This is a genomic window from Pseudomonas sp. NBRC 111143, assembly GCF_001320965.1.
Taxonomy (GTDB): Bacteria; Pseudomonadota; Gammaproteobacteria; order Pseudomonadales; family Pseudomonadaceae; genus Aquipseudomonas; species Aquipseudomonas machongensis.
This window is the reverse complement of record NZ_BCBT01000038.1, coordinates 21409-44277: the sequence shown is the minus strand read 5'-3', so window position 1 is coordinate 44277 and position 22869 is coordinate 21409. Positions and strand designations below refer to the sequence as shown.

Here is a 22869-nt window from a genome sequence, read left to right as displayed (position 1 = left end):
ATAATCCTCACAAACCTCGACGACACACCGCCCATGCCTTGCAACCACAAGATCCAGTTCCTGCGCGAACTCATCCCGTCCTTCGAATGCGAGCCCGGCTGCCACGACTGCTGTGGCCCGGTTACCACATCCAGTGAAGAGATGGCTCGCCTGCCACGCAAGACCCAGGCCGAACAGGATGCTGCGCTGGAGCGCCTGGACTGTGTGCACCTCGGCCCGCAAGGCTGCACCGTCTATGAAGAGCGCCCGCTGATCTGCCGCCTGTTCGGCACCACGCCGCGCATGGCCTGCCCCCGTGGTCGTGGTCCGCAGCAGCCGATCGAACCCGAGGCCGAGCGGCTGATCCATGGTTATATCGCCAGCACCCGCCAGGTGCTGGTCTGACGGTTCAGTCCGGAATTGGCAGGCAGAGGCTCTCCTTGACCTCTTCCATCACGATGTAGCTTTTCGATTCGCGCACATGCGGCAGCTTGAGCAGGATGTCGCCCAACAGCTTGCGGTACGAGGCCATCTCGGAAATGCGCGCCTTCACCAGATAGTCGAAGTCTCCCGACACCAGGTGGCACTCCAGCACATGCGGCAGCTTGAGGACGGCGCGGCGGAACTCTTCGAAGGTGTCGCCGGACTTGTAGTCCAGGCTGATCTCGACGAACACCAGCAGGCTGCCCTTGAGGTGTTGCGGATTGAGGCGGGCGTTGTAGCCCATGATGATGCCCTCACGTTCCAGGCGGCGGACACGTTCGGTGCAGGGGGTGGTGGACAACCCGACTTTCTCGCCCAGCTCGGTGAAGGAGATACGCCCGTCATTCTGCAGGATGCGCAGGATGTTGCGGTCGATCTTGTCCAGTTCACGTTTGCTCTGGTGTTGGGTTCTCATAGGGGATGCCCCTCCGTGAAAGGCGTTTTTGCCGAGAATTCTCGCCAAATATAGGTTTTTATATAGTGAAAAGCACTGGGCCGAGATTCTTATACTGCGCGCATCCATGCCATTTCAACAAAAGACTGCGGTGTACCGCGTGCGAGGGATAAACGATGCGAGTTCTGGTACTTGGTAGCGGTGTGATCGGAACCGCCAGTGCCTATTACCTGGCCCGGCAAGGTTTCGAAGTGACGGTGGTCGATCGCCAGCCGGCGGCGGCCATGGAAACCAGCTTCGCCAACGCTGGCCAGATCTCGCCCGGCTATGCCTCGCCCTGGGCCGCGCCAGGCGTGCCGCTCAAGGCCATCAAGTGGCTGCTCGAGCGCCACGCACCGCTTGCCATCAAGCTGACCGGTGACGTCGACCAGTACCTGTGGATGGCGCAGATGCTGCGTAACTGCACCGCCAATCGTTATGCGGTGAACAAGGAGCGCATGGTGCGCCTGTCCGAGTACAGCCGCGACTGCCTCGACGAGCTGCGCGCCGAAACCGGCATCGCCTACGAGAGCCGCACCCTGGGCACCACTCAACTGTTCCGTACCCAGGCCCAGGTCGATGCCGCAGCCAAGGATATTGCCGTGCTCGAGCAGTCTGGCGTGCCTTACGAATTGCTCGACCGCGACGGCATCGCCCGCGTGGAGCCTGCGCTGGCGGGCGTGAAGGACATCCTTGCTGGCGCCCTGCGCCTGCCCAACGACCAGACCGGCGACTGCCAGCTGTTCACCACCAAGCTGGCCGACATGGCCATCAAGCTGGGCGTCGAGTTCCGCTTCGGCCAGAACATCCAGCGCCTGGACCATGCCGGTGACCGTATCAATGGCGTGTGGATCGACGGCAAGCTGGAGACAGCCGATCGCTACGTGCTGGCGCTGGGCAGCTATTCGCCGCAACTGCTCAAGCCGCTGGGCATCAAGGCACCGGTGTATCCGCTCAAGGGCTACTCGCTGACCGTGCCGATCACCGATGCCGACATGGCGCCGACCTCGACCATTCTCGACGAAACCTACAAAGTCGCCATCACCCGTTTCGACAACCGTATCCGTGTCGGTGGCATGGCTGAAATCGCCGGTTTTGACCTGTCGCTGAACCCGCGTCGACGCGAAACGCTGGAGATGATCGTCAACGACCTTTATCCTCGCGGCGGCGACCTGAGCCAGGCCAGTTTCTGGACCGGCCTGCGTCCGGCCACTCCGGATGGCACCCCGATCGTCGGTGGCACCGCGTTCCGCAACCTGTTCCTCAATACAGGTCACGGCACCCTGGGCTGGACCATGGCTTGCGGTTCCGGTCGCCTGCTGGCCGACCTGATCGCGCGCAAGAAGCCGCAGATCAGTGCCGAAGGGCTGGATATCTCGCGCTATGGCAACAGCCGCGAGAGTGCTGGCCACGGTAGCCCGGTATCGGCTCACCAGTAATTGCAACGCTGGCCTCTTCGCGGGCAAGCCCGCTCCCACGGCAGGATGAGGACTTGTGGGAGCGGGCTTGCCCGTGAAAAGGCCAGCACCGTTCCTCCGTCATAAACAGATCCACCAGAAGGCTGCCCTCCATGCGCCCCGCCCGTGCCCTGATCGACCTCCAAGCCCTCCGTCACAACTACCGCCTGGCCCGTGAATTGTCCGGCGCCAAGGCCCTTGCCGTGGTCAAGGCCGATGCCTACGGCCACGGTGCGGTACGTTGCGCCCTGGCGCTGGAGACCGAGGCTGACGGTTTCGCCGTTGCCTGCATCGAAGAGGCCCTGGAGCTGCGTGCCGCAGGGATCAAGGCTCCGGTGCTGCTGCTCGAAGGCTTCTTCGAGGCCAGCGAGCTGGCGCTGATCGCCGAGCACGACCTGTGGTGCGTGGTGCACTCGCTGTGGCAGCTCGAAGCGATCGAGCAGACCGCCGTGCGCAAGCCGCTGAACATCTGGCTCAAGCTCGACAGCGGCATGCACCGCGTCGGCCTGCACCCCAAGGACTACCACGAGGCCTACCAGCGCCTGCTGGCCAGCGGCAAGGTCGCGCGCATCGTGCTGATGACCCACTTCGCCCGTGCCGACGAGCTCGATGCCTCGACCACCGAGCAGCAGGTCGCCGTGTTCCAGGCCGCCCGCCAGGGGCTGGCCGCCGAGTGCAGCCTGCGCAACTCCCCCGGTGTGTTGGGCTGGCCGCAGGTGCCGAGTGATTGGGTGCGTCCGGGCATCATGCTGTACGGGGCCACGCCGTTCGAAGTCGAGCAGGCCGCAGCTGCGCGCCTGCAACCGGTAATGACCCTGCAATCGCGCATCATCAGCGTGCGCGAACTGCCGACCGGTGAGCCGGTCGGCTACGGTGCCAAGTTCACCAGCCCGCGCCCGACCCGGGTTGGCGTGGTCGCGATGGGTTACGCCGATGGCTACCCACGCCACGCGCCCACCGGCACCCCGGTGGTGGTCGCCGGCAAGCGTACTCAACTGATTGGTCGGGTCTCGATGGACATGCTCTGCGTCGACCTCACCGAAGTGCCCGAAGCGGGTATCGGCAGCCCGGTCGAGCTGTGGGGCAAGCAGGTCCTGGCCAGTGACGTGGCACAGCAGGCGGGCACCATTCCCTACCAGATCTTCTGCAACCTGCGGCGCGTGCCATTGGATTATTACGGCGAATGAGGCGCTGAAGCGGACAGGCTGGGGTCTTGCGTGTTGTAAATACTGAACGGCATTGCCATGATATCGTTCACATTTGACCCCATCTCGACCGTTTCTGGAGGCGCAAGCTTTGGACGTCGGCGAACGACTGCAAGCCATCCGCAAGCTCAAGGGCCTGTCCCAGCGCGAACTCGCCAAACGGGCGGGCGTAACCAACAGCACCATCTCGATGATCGAGAAGAACAGCGTGAGCCCGTCGATCAGCTCCCTGCGCAAGGTGCTGAGCGGCATTCCCATGTCGATGGTCGAGTTCTTTTCCGTCGAGCTTGCGCCGGAAAGCCCCACCCAGATCGTCTACAAGGCCCACGAGCTGATCGACATTTCCGACGGCGCGGTGACCATGAAGCTGGTCGGCAAATCGCACCCCAACCGTGCCATCGCCTTCCTCAACGAGGTTTATCCGCCGGGGGCCGACACGGGTGAAGAGATGCTCACGCACGATGGCGAAGAGACCGGAATCCTCCTCGAAGGCCGTCTTGAACTGGTGGTCGGCGCCGAAACCTTCATCCTCGAAGCGGGCGACAGCTACTACTTCGAGAGCACCCGTCCGCACCGTTTCCGCAACCCTTTCGACGAACCTGCCCGCCTGATCAGTGCTGCCACGCCTTCGAACTTTTGATCCAGCGCAGCGTATTGTTTCGCCAATACCCCTTTCCTGTGTGGGGTCGTTTCACGCCTTCCGGGTAGCCGCTATACTTTTCAACGCTCGCCAACCGTGGCGGCGGGCGTGATTAGCCACCATGAGGGTGTACGCGTGAACCAAATCAAGAAAATGCTGGCCGTACCAGCAGCCGTATTCGCCCTCTGGGCACTCAATGCAAGCGCTGCGACCAACGACGACATCGCCAAGCGCCTGGAGCCGGTGGGGCAGGTGTGCGTCCAGGGCCAGGAGTGCAAGGGCATGGAAGTGGCCGTATCGGCCGGTGGCGGTGGCGCCAAGACACCCGACGAAATCATCGCCAAGCACTGCAATGCCTGCCATGGCACGGGCCTGCTGAACGCGCCGAAGATCGGCGACACGGCGGCCTGGAAAGAGCGCGCCGATCACCAGGGCGGCCTCGACGGGATTCTGGCCAAGGCCATCACCGGCATCAACGCCATGCCGCCCAAGGGCACCTGCGCCGACTGCTCGGATGAAGAGCTCAAGGGTGCGATCAAGAAGATGTCCGGGCTGTAGACCGGACTGGATTTGCGTAAAGCCCGCCATTGATGGCGGGCTTTTGCATTTAGGGGTAGGTGCCGGCCCCGGGAAAAGGTCGGCCCGGTCAGCAAATCAGCTAGGGTAATGGTCACAACCTGTAGGAGCGGGCTTGCCCGCGAAAGGGCCGGCCTGTTCAGCAAATCAGTCAGGGCAATGGTCACAACCTGTAGGAGCGGGCTTGCCCGCGAAAGGGCCGGCCTGTTCAGCAAGTCAACCAGGGTAATGGTCACAGCCTGTAGGAGCGGGCTTGCCCGCGAAAGGGCCGGCCTGTTCAGCAAATCAACCAGGGTAATGATCACAACCTGTAGGAGCGGGCTTGCCCGCGAAAGGGCCGGGCTAGTCAGCAAATCAGCCAGGGTAATGGTCACAGCCTGCAAGCCCCCACAAAGCCACAGGAGCCCCCGATGCCCCACCGCTGCTCGATCGACCAGGCCGTCGACCAGGTCCTGGCCCGCCTCCCGGCTCATATCCACATGGGCCTGCCCCTGGGCCTGGGCAAACCCAATGCCTTCGTCAACGCCCTCTATGCCCGCATCCGCAGCCTGCCCGAGCGGCGCCTGACGATCTACACCGCCCTCAGCCTGGGCAGACCGCCGCTGGGTGACGGCCTGCAGCGGCGCTTCCTCGAACCCTTCGTCGAGCGCGTCTTCGCCGACTACGAAGAGCTCGACTACCTCGCCGACCTGCGCAACGACACCCTCCCGGCCAACATCCGTGTCGAGCAGTTCTTCATGCAGCCCGGTTCGCTGCTGCACAGCGAGACCGCCCAGCAGGACTACGTCAGTAGCAACTACAGCCACGCTGCGCGCGATATCAACGCCAAGGGCCTGAACCTCGTCGCCCAGATCGTCGCCGCCACGCCCGAGCATCCGGATCACCTGAGCCTGGCCTGCAACCCCGACATTACCCTCGACCTGCTGCCAATGATCGCCAAGCGCCGTGCCGCAGGCGAAACCATCCTCATGCTCGGCCAGGTGCATGCCGAGCTGCCCTACATGCCCGGTGACGCCGAATTGCAGACCGAGGATTTCGACCTGCTGATCGATACCCCCGAGCAGCGTCGACTGTTCTGCACCCCGAACATGCCGGTCACCCTCCAGGACCACTGCATCGGCCTGTACGCCAGCACCCTGGTGCGTGATGGCGGCACCCTGCAGATCGGCATCGGCGCCATGGGCGATGCCGTGGCCGCAGCGCTGCTCGCGCGCCAGGACGACAACGACGCCTACCGCGCGTTGCTCGAAGACCTGGACCTGAACCCCTGGAAAACGCTGATCGAGCGTGAGGGTGGTATGGATGCCTTCGCCCAAGGGCTCTACGGCTGCAGCGAGATGTTCGTCAACGGCCTGCTGGCGCTGGCCGAAGCAGGCGTGGTGCGGCGCCCGGCCGACGAGCAGGGCGTGCTGGTGCATGGCGGGTTCTTTCTCGGCACCGCAGATTTCTACCAGCGCTTGCGGCAGATGCCTCTTGAGCAGCGCAAACGCTTCGCCATGACCGCCATCAGCTTCATTAACGAGCTGTATGGCGACGAAGCACTCAAGCGTCGCCAGCGCCGCGATGCACGCTTCGTCAACACGGTGTTCGGCATGACCCTGCTCGGTGCCGGGGTGGCCGATCAGCTGGAAGATGGCCGGGTGCTCAGTGGTGTGGGCGGGCAATACAACTTCGTCGCCCAGGGCCATGCACTGGAGGGCGGGCGCTCGATCCTGCTGCTGCGTAGCTGGCGCGAGGCGGGTGGCGAGGTGACGTCGAATGTGTTCTGGCAGTACGGCCATTGCACCATCCCGCGGCACCTGCGCGACATCGTGATCACCGAGTACGGCATCGCCGACCTGCGTGGGCAGACCGACAGCGAGGTGATCGCACGGTTGCTGGCAATCAGTGACTCACGTTTTCAGAAACCTTTGATGGAGCAGGCCAAGAAGGCCGGCAAGCTGGCGCGGGACTTCGAGCTATCGGCACGCTTCACCGACAACACGCCCGAGCGCCTGGAAGCGATCAAGGCGCGGCATGCGGGGTTGTTCCCCGAGTACCCGCTGGGCAGCGACTTCACGCCTGAGGAGCAGGACCTGCTGCGGGCGCTGAACTGGCTCAAGAGCAAGTTCAAGCTGAGCGAGGTGCTGGAGCTGGGCAAGGCGGCGCTGGATGCGCCAGAACCTCAGGCCTATCCGGCGCATCTGGTGCGGATGGGGCTGAGTGAACCGCAGGGGCTGAAGGAGGAGCTGTACCAGCGGTTGCTGCTGGCGGGGTTGCAGGCTGCAAAATAAACGCTCGGACATACTGTCCCCTGTGGGAGCGGGTTTACCCGCGAATGCGATGGCGCATCCCAAATCGCATTCACGGGTAAACCCGCTCCCACAGAGCTCGCGTAGCGGCCTTATTCGATGAAGGTCACGACCCCGCCTTCCAGCGACTTCACCCGAGCCAGCGATTCGACGCGATAGCCCTGGCTGTCCAGCTCGGCGCGGCCGCCCTGGAACGACTTCTCGATGACGATCCCCAGGCCCGCCACGGTGGCGCCGGCCTGCTTGATGATCGAAATCAGCGCCTGTGAAGCCTTGCCGTTGGCCAGGAAGTCATCGATCACCAGCACGCGATCACTGCTGTTGAGGTGACGCGGCGAGATGGCCACGGTGTTCTCGGTCTGCTTGGTGAAGGAGTACACCGAAGCGGTCAGCAGGTTCTCGGTCAGGGTCAGCGACTGATGCTTGCGGGCGAAGATCACCGGCACGCCCAGCTTCAGGCCGGTCATCACCGCCGGGGCGATGCCCGACGCTTCGATGGTGACGATCTTGGTCACGCCCGAGTCTGCGAACAGGCGGGCGAACTCGTCACCGATCAGTTGCATCAGCGCAGGGTCGATCTGGTGGTTGAGAAACGCGTCGACTTTGAGAACCTGATCGGAAAGCACGATGCCTTCTTCGCGAATCTTCTGCTGCAGTGCTTCCACTGTGTATTCCTCGATGTAGCAAAGGTGGCCGCATCCAGAAGGTCGCGGCAAAGGTTTAAAGAGTAATGGTTGGTCAGCGTTTGAGCATGGCCCGGATGTCGGCCAGCGCGTTATTGCCCCGCGCCGCCTTCACCTCCACAGGCGCATCCTCCAGGCCTTCCCAGGCCAGGTCGTCCGGCGGCAGTTCATCCAGGAACCGGCTGGGCGTGCAGTCGATGATCTCGCCGTACTGCTTGCGCTTGGCGGCGAAGGTGAAGGCCAGGGTCTGACGGGCGCGGGTGATGCCCACGTAGGCCAGGCGGCGTTCTTCCTCGATGGTGTCGGCTTCGATGCTCGAGCGGTGGGGGAGGATTTCCTCCTCCATGCCCATGATGAATACGTAGGGGAATTCCAGGCCCTTGGAGGCGTGCAGGGTCATCATCTGCACGCCTTCGGCGTTTTCTTCCTCTTCCTGCTGGCGCTCGAGCATGTCGCGCAGCACCAGCTTGCCGATGGCGTCCTCGATGGTCATGTCACCCTCTTCGTCCTTCTCGAGGGTGTTCTTCAGCGCATCGATCAGGAACCAGACGTTGCCGATGCGGAAATCCGCCGCCTTGTCGCTGGCGGTGTTCTGGCGGATCCAGTTTTCGTAGTCGATGTCCTTGACCATCTCGTGCAGCGCAGCGATCGGGTCTTCCAGGGCAACCTTGTGACGCACCCCGTCGAGCCAGTGCTTGAAGCGCTGCAGGCGCTCGGTGTAGCGCGCATCGAGGTGCTCGCCCAGGCCCAGCTCCTCGCTTGCCGCGTACATCGACACGCCGCGCTCGGTGGCGTAGTTGCCGAGCTTTTCGAGCGTGGTCGAGCCGATCTCGCGGCGCGGCACGTTGATCACCCGCAGGTAGGCGTTGTCGTCGTCCGGGTTGACCAGCAGGCGCAGGTAGGCCATGAGGTCCTTGACCTCCTGGCGACCGAAGAAGCTGTTGCCGCCCGACAGGCGATAGGGCACCTGGTGGTGCTGCAGCTTCAGCTCGATCAGCTTGGCCTGGTAGTTGCCGCGGTAGAGGATGGCGAAGTCGCTGTACGGGCGATTGGTGCGCAGGTGCAAGGTGAGGATTTCCATGGCCACGCGCTCGGCCTCGGCTTCCTCGTTCTTGCAGCGGATCACGCGGATTTCGTCGCCCACGCCCATTTCGCTCCACAGCTGCTTCTCGAAGTCGTGGGGGTTGTTGGCGATCAGCACGTTGGCGCAGCGCAGGATGCGGCTGGTGGAGCGGTAGTTCTGCTCGAGCATCACCACTTTCAGGGAGGGATAGTCCTCCTTGAGCAGCATCAGGTTTTCCGGGCGTGCGCCACGCCAGGCGTAGATCGACTGGTCGTCGTCGCCCACCACGGTGAACTGGTTGCGCATGCCGATGAGCATCTTCACCAGCAGGTACTGGCTGGCGTTGGTGTCCTGGTATTCGTCGACCAGCAGGTAGCGCACGCGGTTCTGCCAGCGTTCCAGCACGTCGGTGTGCTCCTGGAACAGCTTGACCGGCAGCAGGATCAGGTCGTCGAAGTCCACCGCGTTGTACGCCTTGAGCGTGCGCTGGTAGTGGGTGTAGACGATGGCGGCGGTCTGCTCGCGCGGGTTGCGCGCTTTCTCCAGGGCTTCGGCGGGCAGGATCAGGTCGTTCTTCCACGAGCCGATCATGTTCTTGATTTCGTCCAGCCCGTCGTCGCCGGAGTATTCCTTCTGCATGATGTCCGACAGCAGCGCCTTGATGTCGGACTCGTCGAAGATCGAGAAGCCCGGCTTGTAGCCCAGGCGCTGGTGTTCCCGGCGGATGATGTTCAGGCCCAGGTTGTGGAAGGTGCACACCGTCAGGCCCCGGCCTTCGCCTGGACGCAGCAGGGTGCCGACCCGCTCCTTCATCTCGCGCGCGGCCTTGTTGGTGAAGGTCATCGCGACGATGTACTGGGCACGGATGCCGCAGTTCTGGATGAGGTGGGCAATCTTGCGCGTGATCACGCTGGTCTTGCCGGAGCCTGCACCGGCGAGCACCAATAGAGGGCCGCCGACGTAGTCTCGGGCTTCCTGTTGCCGGGGATTGAGTCGGGACATGCTAGAAACCGGGAGTAACCAGAAAATAGCCGCGCATTCTAGCAGGCATGGGTCGGTTATGGCGCGACCGTCTGACAGTGTGATGCAGCGCACCATTCAGATTTGCGGGCGTTGCGACTTTCGCGCAGGATGCACGGCAAAATCCGTCGAGATGCGGGGCAGGGAACGCCACATATAAAAGTGAGAATCATTTCCACTTGTCGGTTAGGATACGGCACATCCTCGGTCACACTGTTCGAGCCCTAAGGAGCCCGCTTGTCCACGCCCGTCGAACCGTTGCGCTTGCTGCTGTTGGCCGATGAGCCGGAATGGGCTGCGTTGCTGCGCGAATGTGTCCAGCCGCTGGCTGGCAGCGCGGTACTGTTGACTGCGCCGAACTGGGAGGCGGTGGACAGCCTGTTCGTTCACGATCGCCAGGCCGTGGTACTGGCCACGCCCGACCTGCAGCCGACACCCGGACGCTGCGACCTGCCGACCATCCTGCTGCTGGAGCACGAGCCCGAGACGCCTCCGGTGGGCGTGAGTGACTGGCTGGTGCGTGGGCAACTGAGCAGTGACGCGCTGCGCCGCTCGTTGCGTCATGTGCGTGAACGCGGTGTGCTGGTCGCCACCTTGCAACGCCTGGCCGAGCAGGACCCGCTCACCGGCATCGCCAATCGCCAGGGCTTCCAGGCACTGCTCAGCGCACGCCTGGCGGAGAACGCAGGCCGCGGCCTGGCCCTCGGTCACCTGGACCTGGACAACTTCCGTCACGTCAACGACGCCCTGGGGCACCAGGGCGGTGATCGCCTGATCCTGCAGGTGGTCAACCGACTCAAGCAGCAGCTGGAGGCCGGTGATCAGTTGGCGCGCCTGGGCAGCGATGAGTTCGCGCTGCTGATCGACACCCGCCGCGACCCCAGCCGCGCAGAGCGCACCGCCGAGCGTATCGTCGAAGCCCTGGCCGAGCCGTACTGGATCGATGGCGAAAGCCTGCTGCTTGGCTGCAGCCTGGGCCTGGCCCATGCCCGTGCGCAAGCGGGCGCCGATCCGTTGATGTGGCATGCGCACATCGCCATGCGCCAGGCCAAGGGCAGCCAAGGCTGCACGTATCACGTGTTCAACGAGCGAATAAACAGCAACGCCCGCAGCCTCGCCGACCTGGAAAGCGAGCTGCGTCGGGCCCTGCGTCGTGACGAGCTTGAACTGCACTACCAGCCACGCTTGAACCTCAAGGACGGCACCATCGTCGGCCTCGAGGCACTGGTGCGCTGGCGGCATGCCGAGCGTGGTCTGCTGCCGCCCAGCGAATTCGTGCCCCTGGCCGAGCAGAGCGGGCTGATCGTACCGCTGGGCTACTGGGTGATCTCCCGCGCCCTGCGTGACATGCAGGCCTTGGGCGAGCACGGCCTGGCGCCGCTGCACATGGCGGTGAACCTGAGCTTCCGCCAGTTCCAGGACAGCCAGCTGTTGGCGACCCTGAGCCGGCTGATCGTCGAACACGGCGTCGATGCGCGTTGGCTGGAGTTCGAGCTGACCGAGACCGCGGTGATGCGCCGCAACGAAGTGGTGCGCCAGACCATGGATGCACTGGGGCGCCTGGGTGTGCGTTTCTCGCTGGATGACTTTGGCACTGGTTTTTCGTCGTTCGTGCACCTGAACAGCCTGCCCATCACCTTGCTCAAGGTCGATCGCAGCTTCGTCGCCGGCATGGAACAGCGCGAAGAAAACCGCAAGCTGGTGCACGCGATGATCAACCTGGCGCACAACCTCAACCTGGAAGTGGTGGCCGAAGGGGTCGAAAGCGATGAGCAACTGGGTCTGCTGCGTGATTTCGGTTGCGACCAGGTGCAAGGGTTCCTGGTGAGCCGGCCGCTGCCGATCGATGAGCTGATCGTCTACCTGTTCCAGGCGGCCAAGCCGCAGTTGGTGAGTGTTTAGCCGGTAGCGGCCCGCGATAGGGCCGCCACTGATTTCAGGCCGAAACCGCCGCCCCCACGGCCGCCTTGCCCAGCAACCGCTTCATCCGCCATTCGAATGCCAGCGTCAGCGCCACTGCCGCACACGCCAGCCCCAGCGCCAAGCCCCACCAGATACCCACCGCACCCCCGCCGAGCGTGAAGGCGAACACCCAGGCGCATGGCGCGCCCACCAGCCAGTAGCACAGCAGACCGATCACGAATGTGGTCTTGGCGTCCTTCAGGCCGCGAATCGAGCCCATGGCGATGGTCTGCGTGCCGTCGAACAGCTCGAACCAGGCGGCCACCATCACCAGCTGCACGGCGAGCGCGAAGATGGCGGCGAACGCTGGGTCATTGCGGTCGACCAACAGCCCCACGAAGGTCTCCGGGAACAGCCAGAACAGCACCGCGAAGGTGAACATCACCACCGCGCCCAGGCCGATCCCGATGCGCCCGGCGCTGCGCGCGGCCAGCAGGTTGCCTGCGCCGTAGTACAGCCCGACTCGCATGGTCACCGCATAGGACAGCCCTGTCGGCACCATGAACGCTGCCGAAATGATCGGCAGGGCGATCTGGTGGGCGGCCAGCTCGGTATCGCCCAGTACACCCATGCACAGGGCGGCGAAGGCGAACAGGCCGACTTCCACGATGTAGGTACCGCCGATCGGCAGGCCCAGCCGCCACAACTCGCGCAGTGCATCGAGCGATGGGTGTGACAGGCCCTTGCGCAGCGGATAGGCGTCGTATGCACGGTGCCAGTGGATGTAAAGCGCCAGGGCGATGGCCATGCCCAGCGACACCACGGCCGTGACCAGGCCGATGCCCATGAGGCCCAGCTTGGGCAGGCCGAACATGCCTTCGATCAGTGCGTGGTTGAACAGGTAGTTGAGTACCGTGCCCACCAGGCTGATGACCATCACTGGGGTCGAATGGCCCAGGGCACTGGTGAAGCCGCGCAGGGCCATGAAGGTCAGGTAGCCGGGCAGCGCCAGGGGTAGCAGGGTGAGGAACTGCATGGCCATGTCGACGTTGTCAGGACGCTGGCCGAACAGCAGCAGCAAAGGTTTGAGGTTCCACAACACCAGGGCCGCGCCCAGCGCCAGGCCCCAGGCCAACCACAGGCCGTTCTGCGCCAGGCGCGTGGCACCGGCGATGTCACCTGCGCCCTTGCGGAAGGCCACCAGTGTGCCGACCGCGGCGATCACGCCCAGGCAGAAGATCGACACGAACGAGTAGCTCGCCGCGCCCAGGCCGCCCCCTGCCAGCGCCTGTGGGCTGATGCGCGCCATCATCAGGGTGTCGGTGAGCACCATCAGCATGTGCGCCAATTGCGAGGCGACCAGGGGGCCGGCCAGGCGCAGCAGAGCCTTGAGTTCGGTGGTGGGCGCGACATGCATGGGGGGAAGTCCTTGGGTGTGGGTCCTACAGAAAGAGCTCACGATTCTGAGGCTTCGGTCAACATTGCACAAAAAGATAAAAGCGATCATTGGCATGAGTTGGACTCATGGAGGTATGCTTCTGCCGAATTGCCTCATGCGCCCGTATGACAGGTGTCTCATGTCTCGTCAGCTACCACCGCTGTATGCCCTGCGCGCATTTGAAGCCGCCGCGCGGCTGAGCTCCTTCACCCGCGCCGGTGAGGAGCTGTCCATCACCCAGAGCGCGGTCAGCCGCCACATCCGCACGCTTGAAGATCACTTCGGCTGCCGCCTGTTCGTGCGCAACGGTCGTAATCTGCAGCCCACCGAGGCGGCGCGGATGCTGTTGCCCGGTGTGCGCGACGGGTTCTCGTCACTGGAGCGGGCCTGCAATACCTTGCGCGGCGAAGACGACATCCTGCGCATGAAAGCCCCCTCGACCTTGACCATGCGCTGGCTGCTGGCGCGCCTGAGCCGCTTTCGCCACCTTCAGCCGGGCAACGAGGTGCAACTGACCAGCGCCTGGATGGACGTCGACCATGTGGATTTCAATCAAGAGCCTTTCGATTGCGCCGTGCTGCTCAGCGACGGCAACTTTCCGGTGGACTGGGAGGTGCGCCGGCTGTTCGCCGAGCTGCTGATCCCGGTTGGCGCTCCGGACCTGCAGGCCGAAGCGCCGTGGGATGCGCGCAGGCTGGCCAGCGTCGAACTGTTGCACCCGACGCCCGATCGTCGCGACTGGCGCAGTTGGCTGGCGCGCATGGGCCTGAGCGAAACGGTGTCGCTCAAGGGTGGGCAGGTGTTCGATACCCTGGAGCTGGGCATGATCGCCGCAGCTCGGGGTTATGGGGTGTCGATGGGTGACCTGCTGATGGTCGCCGAAGACGTCGCCCAGGGGCGACTGAGTCTGCCATGGCCGACGGCGGTGGCCAGCGGCCTGGACTATTACCTCGTATGGCCGCGCACCCGCCCGGGCGGCGAGCGGTTGCGGCGTTTGAGTGCCTTCTTGCAGGAGGAGGCGGCGGCGATGGACTTGCCTGAGGTGGAGATCCTGGGCGCGTCTTGAGCGGGCCGATCAGGACGTATTCGTTGCAAGATTTTTCATGAAATCCGCCCGCGAACCTTGAGCAAGTCGAAGTGGAAGTGAACAATGTTCGCTTTCGTATTCTCGCCGAGATCGCCCCATGATTCCCCGTTCCCGTCCGCTCGCGTGGTTGCCGGCCTTGTTGCTCGGTCCGGTGCTGGCGCTGTGCAGCACCCTGGCGCAGGCCGAAGCCCCCGCCGAGGCCATCAAGGCGTTGCACCTGCTGGACTATATCGGTGCCGACTACCCGCCGACCGTAGAGGGCGGCAAGGTGGTGGATGAAGGTGAATACCGCGAACAGCAGGAGTTCAGCGGGGTGCTGGCCGAGCTGGTCAATGGCTTGCCGGCCAACCCTGAGCGCGACGCTCTCGAGCAGGGTGTGCAGGCGCTGCGCCAGGCCATCGAGCAACGCCAGGACGGCAGCGCCGTGGCGCACCAGGCTCGGCAGCTGGGCGCGCGGCTGGCGGTGGCCTATGAGGTCAGCCAGGCGCCGGTGATCACGCCGGATCCGGCACGCGGTGCTGCGTTGTACGCGCAGAACTGCTCGATCTGCCACGGTGACACCGGTGCCGGTGACGGCCCTGCGGGTGTCGGCCTGGAGCCTGCGCCGGCCAACCTGCGCGACGCCCAGCGCCTTGACCAGTTGAGCCTGTTCGACCTGTACAACACCCTCGGCCTGGGTATCGAGGGCACCGAGATGCCGTCGTTCGCCGACCAGCTCGACGAACGCCAGCGCTGGGATGTGGCGGCCTACATTGCCAGCTTCACCGCCGACCCGCAGGCGGCCAAGGGTGACAAAACCTGGAACATCGCCGACCTGGCCCGCCAGACCCCGGCCGAAGTCGCCGCCAACGAAGGCGCCGACGCCGTTGCCGCATTCCGTGCCCAGCGCGCCCAGCCACCGCAGGTCAAGCGTGGCCCGGCACAGTTGCTCGAATACACCTCCAGCACCCTGGACAAGAGCCTGGCGGCCTACCGCGAGGGCGATCACGACCAGGCCTACGACCTGTCGGTGGCCGCATATCTCGAAGGCTTCGAGCTGGTGGAGAGCTCGCTCGACAACATCGACGCGCAGGTGCGCAAGGATACCGAGAAGTCGTTGATGGCCTACCGGCAGTCGCTGCAGGATGGCCTGCCCGCCGAGCAGGCTGCGCAGCGCCTGGCCGAGGCCAAGGTCAAGCTGGAGCAGGCGGCGAAACTGCTGGGCAGCGATGGTCTGAGTTGGTCGTTGAGCTACATCTCCGGGCTGCTGATCCTGCTGCGCGAGGGCCTGGAGGCGATCCTGGTGCTGGCCGCGATCCTCGCCTTCCTGCGCAATACCGGGCAGCAGTCGGCGGTACGCAGTGTCAACATCGGCTGGGGCCTGGCACTGGTGGCAGGTTTCGCCACCTGGGCCCTGGCGGCCTATGTAATCGATGTCGGCGGCGCCCAGCGCGAGTTGCTCGAGGGCTGCACGGCGCTGTTCGCCGCGGTCATGGTGCTGTGGCTGGGGGTCTGGATGCATGACCGGCGCCACGCCGCAGCCTGGCAGGACTACATCAAGAGCAGCCTGCTCAGTGGCGGCGGGCGCTTCGGCTTTGCCATGCTGGCGTTTTTCTCGGTGTACCGCGAGCTGTTCGAGGTGATCCTGTTCTACGAAACCCTGTGGCTGCAGGCCGGGCCTGCCGGGCACCAGGCGGTGCTGGCCGGTGGTGCTACCGCGCTGGTGTTGCTGGTGGGGTTGGCCTGGGTGATCCTGCGTGGATCGGCGAAGCTGCCCCTGTCGCTGTTCTTCAGCATCAACGCTGCGTTGTTGTGCGCGCTGTCGGTGGTGTTCGCCGGGCACGGCGTCAAGGCACTGCAGGAAGCTGGGGTACTGGGCACGCGACCGGTGCCGTTCTTCGAGTTCGATTGGCTGGGGATTCATGCCGACGCTTATTCGTTGAGTGCGCAGGCGGTGGCATTGCTGGCTATCGTGGTGCTTTACGGACGCTCGCGCATTGCCGAAAAACGCAGGGCTGCAGCGAACTGAGGCCGGGGCTGGCACACTATTTCTTTTCGAATCACGGAAACATCGTCATGCGCATATGGATCGACGCCGACGCCTGCCCCAAGGCGGCCAAGGACCTGATCGTCAAGTTCGCCCTCAAGCGCAAGCTGGAAGTGGTGATGGTGGCCGGCCAGGCCGTGGCCAAACCGGCCTTCGCGATCGTGCGGCTGATCGTGGTGCCCAGCGGCATGGATGCCGCCGACGATTACCTGGTGGAGCATGCAGAGCCCGGCGAGCTGGTGATCTGCAGCGACGTACCGCTGGCAGATCGTCTGATCAAGAAGGGTGTGGCGGCGCTGGACCCACGTGGTCGCGAGTTCGACGAGCGCAACATGGGGGATCGGCTGGCGGTGCGCAACCTGTTCACCGAGTTGCGTGAACAGGGGCAGGTCGGCGGCGGGCAGGCGCCCTATGGCGAGCGGGAGAAGCAGGCGTTTGCCAATTCGCTGGATCGGATCCTCACGCGGTTGACGCGTTGACCTTTTCGCGGCGGTTCGGCGCACCGACTTGCCCGCGAAAAGGCCCGCCCTGATGCGCTTCAGTCCTTCTCGTGAGTCAGCTCAAGCACCCGGTCCACCAGTTTGTAGATCCCGCCCGCCGCTTCGCTGATCGACTTGGCCAGCATGTAGGCCGGGGTGGTCACCAGCTTGCGCTGGGTGTCTTCGACGATGTCATGCACATCGCATTCTTCATGGGTGCCGCCCATCTTCACCACGGCTGCGCTGGTGTCGGCATCGTTGCCGATGGTGCAGACCACGCCTGGGCCGTAGATCTTCGCGGCCAACGCCGGCGAGATGCAGATCAGGCCGACCGGCTTGCACGCCGCGGCGAAGGCCTCGGCCAGTGCCAGTACCTCGGGGTTCACGCTGCAACTGGTGCCTTCGACGGCGAAATTGGACAGGTTCTTCGCAGCGCCAAAGCCGCCAGGGACGATCAGCGCGTCGAAGTCCTCGGCCTTGGCTTCGCGAATATCCTTCACTTCACCGCGGGCGATGCGCGCCGACTCCACCAGCACATTGCGCGACTCGGGCATTTCTTCGCCGGTCAGGTGGTTGATCACGTGCATCTGCGCGATGTTCGGCGCGAAACACTGCACCTGGGCGCCGCGCTGGTCGAGGCGCAGCAGGGTGATCACGCTTTCGTGGATTTCGGCGCCGTCATACACGCCACAGCCGGAAAGAATCACCGCTACCTTTTTCGTCATGCTCATTACTCCAGTGTCGAGGCGCTAAATGTCCTCTAGTTTGGCAGATGTGGCCATAAGGGTTGTGCCCGACGCAGCCTAATCTCTGTGGATAACGCTTGGGATCGTCACCATGGACCTGATTCTGCTGGCCGTGCCGTTCTTCTTCGTGCTGATTGCTGTGGAGCTGGTTGCCGACCGGCTGCGCGGGCAGCGCAACTATCGCCTGGCCGATTCGATCAACAGCCTGAGCACCGGGGCGCTGTCGACCAGCACGGGGCTGCTGACCAAGGGTGTCGGGCTTGTGAGCTACGCGCTGGCCTGGGAGCACCTGGCCCTGCTGCGCCTGCCGCACGGTGCGGTCTGGGTCTGGTTGCTGGCGTTCGTGCTCTACGACTTCTGCTACTACTGGCTGCACCGCCTCGGCCATGAACGCAACGTGTTGTGGGCGGCGCATTCGGTGCATCACCAGAGCGAGGAGTACAACCTCACCACCGCCCTGCGCCAGACCAGCAGCGGCTTTCTCTTCTCGTGGATCTTCTATCTGCCGCTGGCCCTGATCGGCGTGCCGCCGCTGGTATTCGTCACCGTGGCATCGTTGAACCTGCTGTACCAGTTCTGGGTGCATACCCGGCACGTGCCCAAGCTGGGCTGGCTCGAATGGGTACTGATCACGCCGTCCAACCATCGCGTCCACCATGCGCAGAATCCTTTGTACTTGGATCGCAACTACGGCGGCGTGTTCATTCTCTGGGACCGCCTGTTCGGCACTTTCCAGGAGGAGGACCCGCGCGAGCCCGTGGTGTTCGGCGTGACCACGCCGCTGGCGAGCTGGAACCCGTTGTGGGCCAACCTGCAGTTCTATGCCCAGCTCTGGCGCGACGCGCGGCGCACGCGCAGTCTGTGGGACAAGTTGCGGATCTGGTTCATGCCCACCGGATGGCGACCGGCGGATGTGGAGGCGGGTGATCCACAGGCCAAGATGGATCTGGCGCAGTTTCGCAAGTTCGAGATACCGCTGGGCCGAGCCCAGCAGTTGTACGTGGCGCTGCAGTTCGCCGTGTACGCGGGGTTGGGGAGTTACCTGATGGAGGTGGCCGAGCGCGTGCCGCCAGCGGCGCTGGTGCTGGGCTGGACACTGATGGCGTTTGGCTTGTTCGTGCTTGGGGTGGCGCTGGAGAACCGGCCTTGGGCCGCGCGCCTTGAGCTGCTGCGGCTGGCGTCCAACGGGCCAGCGCTTTACCTGGGTGGGGTGCTGGGCCTAGGGGCGGTCACGGCCTTGGCCTGGCTCCTGCTCGGGCTCTACAGCCTGCTCAGCCTGTGCGGCCTGGCCTTCTGCCGCCGCCTTGCGCTCCGCACGCAGGTTGCGGAACCGTCGGCGCAGCCAGAGCAGCCCGCCTAGCACCAGCAGGCCGCCGAGCACCCATAGCTCGTATTTCTTCACGTTGCCCAGCAGGCCTTCGAGGATGGCGCCGAAGTGATAGGCCGCCGCGCCCAGGGCCAGGGCCCAGATCGCCGCGCCAATACCGTTGAGCAGCAGGTAGCGCCGCGGGGGATAGCCGGACAGGCCGATGGCCACCGGCATCACGGTGCGCAGGCCATAGACGAAACGGAAGCTCAGCACCCAGATGTCGGGGTGGCGGCGGATATGTTCCAGCGCGCGGTCGCCCATCGCCTGCCAGCGCGGTTTGCGCGCGAGGATCTTGCGCCCGTGGCGACGGCCCATGAAATACCAGAGTTGGTCACCGGCATAGCTGCCGAAGAACGCCACCACCACGACCAGGCTGATGTCCATGTATCCACGGAACGCGAGAAATCCTGCAAGTACCAGGATGGTCTCGCCTTCGAAGAAGGTGCCTAGAAAGAGGGCGAAATAGCCGAAATCCTGCAGGAATTGTTGAAGCATTTTCTGAGGTGCTGGCGAAATGAACGCGCAGCCTACCCCTTCGCGCGCCTGGGGGAAAGTGTCCAAATGTGTCTCGACGTGAACAATTCCTACAAGGACAATGCCTGCGGCCACAAGTCGCAGGGTTGCCCTTCCCTGTAACCTAGGCGTCATAATGGGCGCTTATAACTGTCGCGCTAGCCCGCCTGCGCGGGCTCAGGAGTCTGCCGTGAGCTTTACCCCCGCCAACCGCCTGTTTCCTGCTACCCGCCTGCGTCGCAACCGCCGGGACGAATTCTCCCGTCGTCTGGTTCGCGAGAACACCCTGACCGTTGATGACCTGATCCTGCCGGTATTCGTGCTGGACGGCGAAAATCGTCGCGAGGAAGTGCCGTCGATGCCGGGCGTCGAGCGTCTGTCGATCGACCTGCTGCTCGAAGCCGCACAGGGTTGGGTCGCGCTGGGGATTCCGGCGCTGGCGCTGTTCCCGGTGACCCCGGTGGAGAAGAAATCCCTCGACGGTGCCGAAGCCTGGAACCCGGATGGCATCGCCCAGCGTGCCACCCGCGCCCTGCGTGCGCGCTTCCCGGAACTGGGGGTGATCACCGACGTCGCACTCGATCCCTTCACCACTCACGGCCAGGACGGCATCCTCGACGAAGAGGGCTACGTGCAGAACGACATCACCGTCGACGCCCTGGTGCGTCAGGCGCTGTCGCATGCCGAAGCCGGTGCCCAGGTGGTGGCGCCGTCCGACATGATGGACGGTCGTCTGCAGGCCATCCGCGAGGCCCTGGAGCTGGCCGGCCACGTGAACGTGCGCATCATGGCTTACTCCGCCAAGTACGCCAGCGCCTACTACGGCCCGTTCCGCGATGCGGTCGGCTCGGCGCTGAACCTGGGCAAGGCCAACAAGGCCTCCTACCAGATGGACCCGGCCAACAGTGACGAGGCCCTGCATGAAGTGGCCACCGACCTCGCCGAGGGCGCCGACATGGTCATGGTCAAGCCGGGCATGCCGTACCTGGACATCGTTCACCGCGTCAAAACCGAATTCCGCGTGCCGACCTTCGTGTATCAGGTCAGCGGCGAATACGCCATGCACATGGCGGCCATCCAGAACGGCTGGCTGAGCGAGGCCGTGATTCTCGAATCCCTCACCGCTTTCAAACGGGCCGGCGCCGATGGCATCCTCACCTATTTCGCCGTGCGTGCCGCTCAATTGTTGAGAGGGCAGTAACGCCCTCACAGGAACGTCAGATGAATAACGAAGTGCTCACTGCTGTCGAGATCAAGGAAGCCAAGGTCCTCCCGGAGGAACTGGTGCAGACCCCACCGGACCTTCCGGCGGCACCTGAGCCGGAGCCTGCGCCTGTCGTCGAGGCCGCCGCCCCGGCGCCGGCCCCGGCGATTCCGGTGCCGGGCCTGGATGACAGCAGCCTGTACATTCATCGTGAGCTCTCGCAGCTGCAATTCAACATCCGCGTGCTGGAGCAGGCGCTGGATGAGTCCTACCCGCTGCTTGAGCGTCTGAAGTTCCTGCTGATCTTCTCCAGCAACCTCGATGAGTTCTTCGAGATCCGCGTCGCGGGGCTGAAGAAGCAGATCAATTTCGCCCGGGAACAGGCCGGCGCCGATGGCCTGCAGCCGCATCAGGCGCTGGCGCGGATCAGCGAGCTGGTGCACCTGGAGGTGGACCGCCAGTACGCGATCCTCAACGACGTGTTGCTGCCGGAGCTGGAGAAGCATGCGATTCGCTTCATCCGCCGCCGCTACTGGACGCCAAAGCTCAAGACCTGGGTGCGTCGCTACTTCCGCGACGAGATCGCCCCGATCATCACCCCGATCGGCCTCGACCCGACCCACCCGTTCCCGCTGCTGGTGAACAAGAGCCTGAACTTCATCGTCGAGCTCGAGGGCGTCGATGCCTTCGGTCGCGACTCGGGCCTGGCGATCATCCCGGCGCCGCGCCTGCTGCCACGGGTGATCCGTGTGCCGGAAGAGGTTGGCGGCCCCGGCGACAACTATGTATTCCTGTCGTCGATGATCCACGCCCACGCCGACGACCTGTTCCAAGGCATGAAGGTCAAGGGCTGCTATCAGTTCCGCCTGACCCGAAACGCCGACCTGGCGCTGGACTCCGAAGAGGTCGACGACCTTGCCCGTGCCCTGCGTGGCGAGCTGTTCTCGCGCCGCTACGGCGACGCCGTGCGCCTGGAGGTTGCCGACACCTGTCCGAAGCACCTCTCCGACTACCTGCTCAAGCAGTTCAGCCTGAGCGAAAGCGAGCTTTACCAGGTCAATGGCCCGGTCAACCTGACTCGTCTGTTCAGCATCACTAGCCTGGACAGCCACCCGGAGCTGCAGTACACGCCGTTCACCCCAGCGATCCCGAAGATCCTGCAGAACGCAGACAACATTTTCAGCGTCATCAGCAAGCAGGATGTGTTGCTGATGCACCCGTTCGAATCCTTCACTCCGGTGGTCGACCTGCTGCGCCAGGCCGCCAAGGACCCGCACGTGCTCGCCGTGCGCCAGACCCTGTACCGCTCCGGGGCCAACTCGGAGATCGTCGACGCGTTGGTCGATGCCGCGCGTAACGGCAAGGAAGTCACTGCGGTGATCGAGCTGCGCGCGCGTTTCGACGAAGAGTCCAACCTGCAGATGGCCAGCCGCCTGCAGGCGGCCGGTGCGGTGGTGATCTATGGCGTGGTCGGCTTCAAGACCCACGCCAAGATGATGCTGATCCTGCGCCGCGAGCAGGGCGAGATCGTCCGCTACGCGCACCTGGGTACCGGCAACTACCACGCCGGCAACGCTCGCTTGTACACCGACTACAGCCTGCTGACCTCCGATGATGCGCTCACCGAGGACGTCGGCAAACTGTTCAGCCAGTTGATCGGCATGGGCAAGACCCTGCGCATGAAGAAGCTGCTGCATGCGCCCTTCACCCTCAAGAAGGGCATGCTCGACATGATCGCCCGCGAGACGCAGTTCGCGCTCGATGGCAAGCCGGCGCACATCATCGCCAAGTTCAACTCGCTGACCGATGCCAAGGTCATCAAGGCCCTGTACAAGGCGAGCCAGTCGGGCGTGCGCATCGACCTGGTGGTGCGTGGCATGTGCTGCCTGCGTCCGGGCATCCCGGGGGTTTCGCACAATATCAATGTGCGCTCGATCATCGGCCGCTTCCTCGAGCACACGCGGGTGTTCTACTTCCTCAACGGCGGCGAGGAGCAGATCTACCTGTCCAGCGCCGACTGGATGGAGCGCAACCTCGACAAACGCGTCGAGACCTGCTTCCCGGTGGAGGGCAAGAAGTTGCTGCTGCGGGTGAAGAAGGAGCTTGAGGGCTACCTGACCGACAACACCCAGGCCTGGACCCTGCAGCCAGATGGTCGTTATGTGCGCAGTACCCCGACCGGCAACCAGAACCCGCGCAGCGCCCAGGCGACCCTGCTGGAGCGCCTGAGCAACCCGGTGCTGAACGTACGCTAGAAACGCTGTAGGCGCGGCAC

At 64.2% G+C, this 22869-nt stretch carries 18 protein-coding genes and 1 pseudogene; 13 read left to right on the top strand and 6 right to left on the bottom strand.

Annotated features, from left to right (window positions below; translation table 11 throughout):
* The first annotated feature begins 33 nt into the window (after window positions 1-33).
* Window positions 34-384: a YkgJ family cysteine cluster protein gene (locus tag APH44_RS19485; RefSeq protein ID WP_054894110.1), complete on the top strand. Its 351-nt coding sequence runs from the start codon at window positions 34-36 to the stop codon at window positions 382-384.
* A 4-nt stretch (window positions 385-388) separates the two neighbouring features.
* Here the strand turns inward: APH44_RS19485 and dadR are convergent, their stop codons facing one another.
* The gene (dadR, locus tag APH44_RS19480) at window positions 389-877 is read right to left on the bottom strand and encodes a transcriptional regulator DadR (RefSeq protein ID WP_003258963.1); all 489 of its coding nucleotides are present in this window, start codon (window positions 875-877) and stop codon (window positions 389-391) included.
* Between the two features lie 155 nt (window positions 878-1032).
* On the opposite strand from dadR, the gene dadA reads away from it, so the two are divergent.
* From dadA to APH44_RS19455, 5 genes are all read left to right on the top strand, one after another.
* The gene (gene dadA / locus APH44_RS19475; RefSeq protein WP_054894109.1) at window positions 1033-2334 is read left to right on the top strand and encodes a D-amino acid dehydrogenase; all 1302 of its coding nucleotides are present in this window, start codon (window positions 1033-1035) and stop codon (window positions 2332-2334) included.
* A 131-nt stretch (window positions 2335-2465) separates the two neighbouring features.
* Complete coding sequence (gene alr, locus APH44_RS19470; protein WP_054894108.1) at window positions 2466-3539, top strand: alanine racemase; 1074 nt, start codon at window positions 2466-2468, stop codon at window positions 3537-3539.
* A 109-nt stretch (window positions 3540-3648) separates the two neighbouring features.
* A complete protein-coding gene (locus APH44_RS19465; RefSeq protein WP_054894107.1) occupies window positions 3649-4197 on the top strand; it encodes a cupin domain-containing protein in 549 nt (182 codons plus the stop codon).
* A 153-nt stretch (window positions 4198-4350) separates the two neighbouring features.
* Window positions 4351-4755, top strand: coding sequence for a cytochrome c5 family protein (locus tag APH44_RS19460; RefSeq protein ID WP_054894126.1), 405 nt, complete (start codon window positions 4351-4353; stop codon window positions 4753-4755).
* Window positions 4756-5183: 428 nt separating this feature from the next.
* Window positions 5184-7046 carry an acetyl-CoA hydrolase/transferase C-terminal domain-containing protein gene (locus APH44_RS19455; protein WP_054894106.1) on the top strand — a complete coding sequence of 621 codons (1863 nt, stop codon included), beginning with the start codon at window positions 5184-5186 and terminating at the stop codon, window positions 7044-7046.
* A gap of 110 nt (window positions 7047-7156) precedes the next feature.
* Here APH44_RS19455 and APH44_RS19450 read toward each other — a convergent pair whose 3' ends face one another.
* Both APH44_RS19450 and rep read right to left on the bottom strand, forming a co-directional pair.
* Window positions 7157-7729 (bottom strand): xanthine phosphoribosyltransferase, encoded by a 573-nt coding sequence (locus APH44_RS19450; RefSeq protein WP_011536381.1) that lies wholly within the window; start codon window positions 7727-7729, stop codon window positions 7157-7159.
* Window positions 7730-7802: 73 nt separating this feature from the next.
* Complete coding sequence (rep, locus tag APH44_RS19445; RefSeq protein ID WP_054894105.1) at window positions 7803-9812, bottom strand: DNA helicase Rep; 2010 nt, start codon at window positions 9810-9812, stop codon at window positions 7803-7805.
* 255 nt (window positions 9813-10067) lie between these two features.
* Here rep and APH44_RS19440 point away from each other — a divergent pair, with 255 nt between their 5' ends.
* Entirely contained in the window at window positions 10068-11732 is a 1665-nt protein-coding gene (locus APH44_RS19440) for a bifunctional diguanylate cyclase/phosphodiesterase (protein ID WP_054894104.1), read from the top strand.
* Window positions 11733-11766: 34 nt separating this feature from the next.
* On the opposite strand, the gene APH44_RS19435 is transcribed toward APH44_RS19440, so the two are convergent.
* Window positions 11767-13149, bottom strand: coding sequence for a NorM family multidrug efflux MATE transporter (locus APH44_RS19435; protein WP_054894103.1), 1383 nt, complete (start codon window positions 13147-13149; stop codon window positions 11767-11769).
* A 160-nt stretch (window positions 13150-13309) separates the two neighbouring features.
* On the opposite strand from APH44_RS19435, the gene APH44_RS19430 reads away from it, so the two are divergent.
* The 3 genes from APH44_RS19430 to APH44_RS19420 all read left to right on the top strand — a co-directional run bounded on the left by APH44_RS19430 (window position 13310) and on the right by APH44_RS19420 (window position 16762).
* The gene (locus tag APH44_RS19430; protein WP_054894102.1) at window positions 13310-14236 is read left to right on the top strand and encodes a LysR substrate-binding domain-containing protein; all 927 of its coding nucleotides are present in this window, start codon (window positions 13310-13312) and stop codon (window positions 14234-14236) included.
* Between the two features lie 118 nt (window positions 14237-14354).
* Entirely contained in the window at window positions 14355-16265 is a 1911-nt protein-coding gene (locus APH44_RS19425; protein ID WP_054894101.1) for a cytochrome c/FTR1 family iron permease, read from the top strand.
* 47 nt (window positions 16266-16312) lie between these two features.
* Entirely contained in the window at window positions 16313-16762 is a 450-nt protein-coding gene (locus APH44_RS19420; protein ID WP_054894100.1) for a YaiI/YqxD family protein, read from the top strand.
* Window positions 16763-16821: 59 nt separating this feature from the next.
* On the opposite strand, the gene elbB is transcribed toward APH44_RS19420, so the two are convergent.
* Complete coding sequence (gene elbB, locus APH44_RS19415; RefSeq protein WP_054894099.1) at window positions 16822-17487, bottom strand: isoprenoid biosynthesis glyoxalase ElbB; 666 nt, start codon at window positions 17485-17487, stop codon at window positions 16822-16824.
* 112 nt (window positions 17488-17599) lie between these two features.
* Between elbB and APH44_RS30460 the strand changes: the two are divergent.
* Window positions 17600-18178: pseudogene (locus APH44_RS30460) on the top strand (sterol desaturase family protein); the annotation flags it as partial.
* A gap of 549 nt (window positions 18179-18727) precedes the next feature.
* On the opposite strand, the gene APH44_RS29305 reads toward APH44_RS30460, so the two are convergent.
* Window positions 18728-19372 (bottom strand): DedA family protein, encoded by a 645-nt coding sequence (locus tag APH44_RS29305; RefSeq protein WP_177339368.1) that lies wholly within the window; start codon window positions 19370-19372, stop codon window positions 18728-18730.
* 208 nt (window positions 19373-19580) lie between these two features.
* On the opposite strand from APH44_RS29305, the gene hemB reads away from it, so the two are divergent.
* Together hemB and ppk1 are read left to right on the top strand one after the other, a co-directional pair.
* Complete coding sequence (gene hemB / locus APH44_RS19400) at window positions 19581-20591, top strand: porphobilinogen synthase (RefSeq protein ID WP_054894096.1); 1011 nt, start codon at window positions 19581-19583, stop codon at window positions 20589-20591.
* 20 nt (window positions 20592-20611) lie between these two features.
* Window positions 20612-22849, top strand: coding sequence for a polyphosphate kinase 1 (ppk1, locus tag APH44_RS19395; RefSeq protein WP_054894095.1), 2238 nt, complete (start codon window positions 20612-20614; stop codon window positions 22847-22849).
* The last annotated feature ends 20 nt before the right edge of the window (window positions 22850-22869 follow it).

Coding starts and splice junctions, on each gene's coding strand:
- APH44_RS29305 (WP_177339368.1), bottom strand. CDS start 19,372: ATGCTTCAACAATTCCTGCAGGATTTCGGCTATTTCGCCCTCTTTCTA.
- APH44_RS19435 (WP_054894103.1), bottom strand. CDS start 13,149: ATGCATGTCGCGCCCACCACCGAACTCAAGGCTCTGCTGCGCCTGGCC.
- alr (WP_054894108.1), top strand. CDS start 2,466: ATGCGCCCCGCCCGTGCCCTGATCGACCTCCAAGCCCTCCGTCACAAC.
- APH44_RS19460 (WP_054894126.1), top strand. CDS start 4,351: ATGCTGGCCGTACCAGCAGCCGTATTCGCCCTCTGGGCACTCAATGCA.
- APH44_RS19420 (WP_054894100.1), top strand. CDS start 16,313: ATGCGCATATGGATCGACGCCGACGCCTGCCCCAAGGCGGCCAAGGAC.
- rep (WP_054894105.1), bottom strand. CDS start 9,812: ATGTCCCGACTCAATCCCCGGCAACAGGAAGCCCGAGACTACGTCGGC.
- dadA (WP_054894109.1), top strand. CDS start 1,033: ATGCGAGTTCTGGTACTTGGTAGCGGTGTGATCGGAACCGCCAGTGCC.
- APH44_RS19485 (WP_054894110.1), top strand. CDS start 34: ATGCCTTGCAACCACAAGATCCAGTTCCTGCGCGAACTCATCCCGTCC.
- APH44_RS19455 (WP_054894106.1), top strand. CDS start 5,184: ATGCCCCACCGCTGCTCGATCGACCAGGCCGTCGACCAGGTCCTGGCC.
- dadR (WP_003258963.1), bottom strand. CDS start 877: ATGAGAACCCAACACCAGAGCAAACGTGAACTGGACAAGATCGACCGC.
- APH44_RS19430 (WP_054894102.1), top strand. CDS start 13,310: ATGTCTCGTCAGCTACCACCGCTGTATGCCCTGCGCGCATTTGAAGCC.
- ppk1 (WP_054894095.1), top strand. CDS start 20,612: ATGAATAACGAAGTGCTCACTGCTGTCGAGATCAAGGAAGCCAAGGTC.
- APH44_RS19425 (WP_054894101.1), top strand. CDS start 14,355: ATGATTCCCCGTTCCCGTCCGCTCGCGTGGTTGCCGGCCTTGTTGCTC.
- elbB (WP_054894099.1), bottom strand. CDS start 17,487: ATGACGAAAAAGGTAGCGGTGATTCTTTCCGGCTGTGGCGTGTATGAC.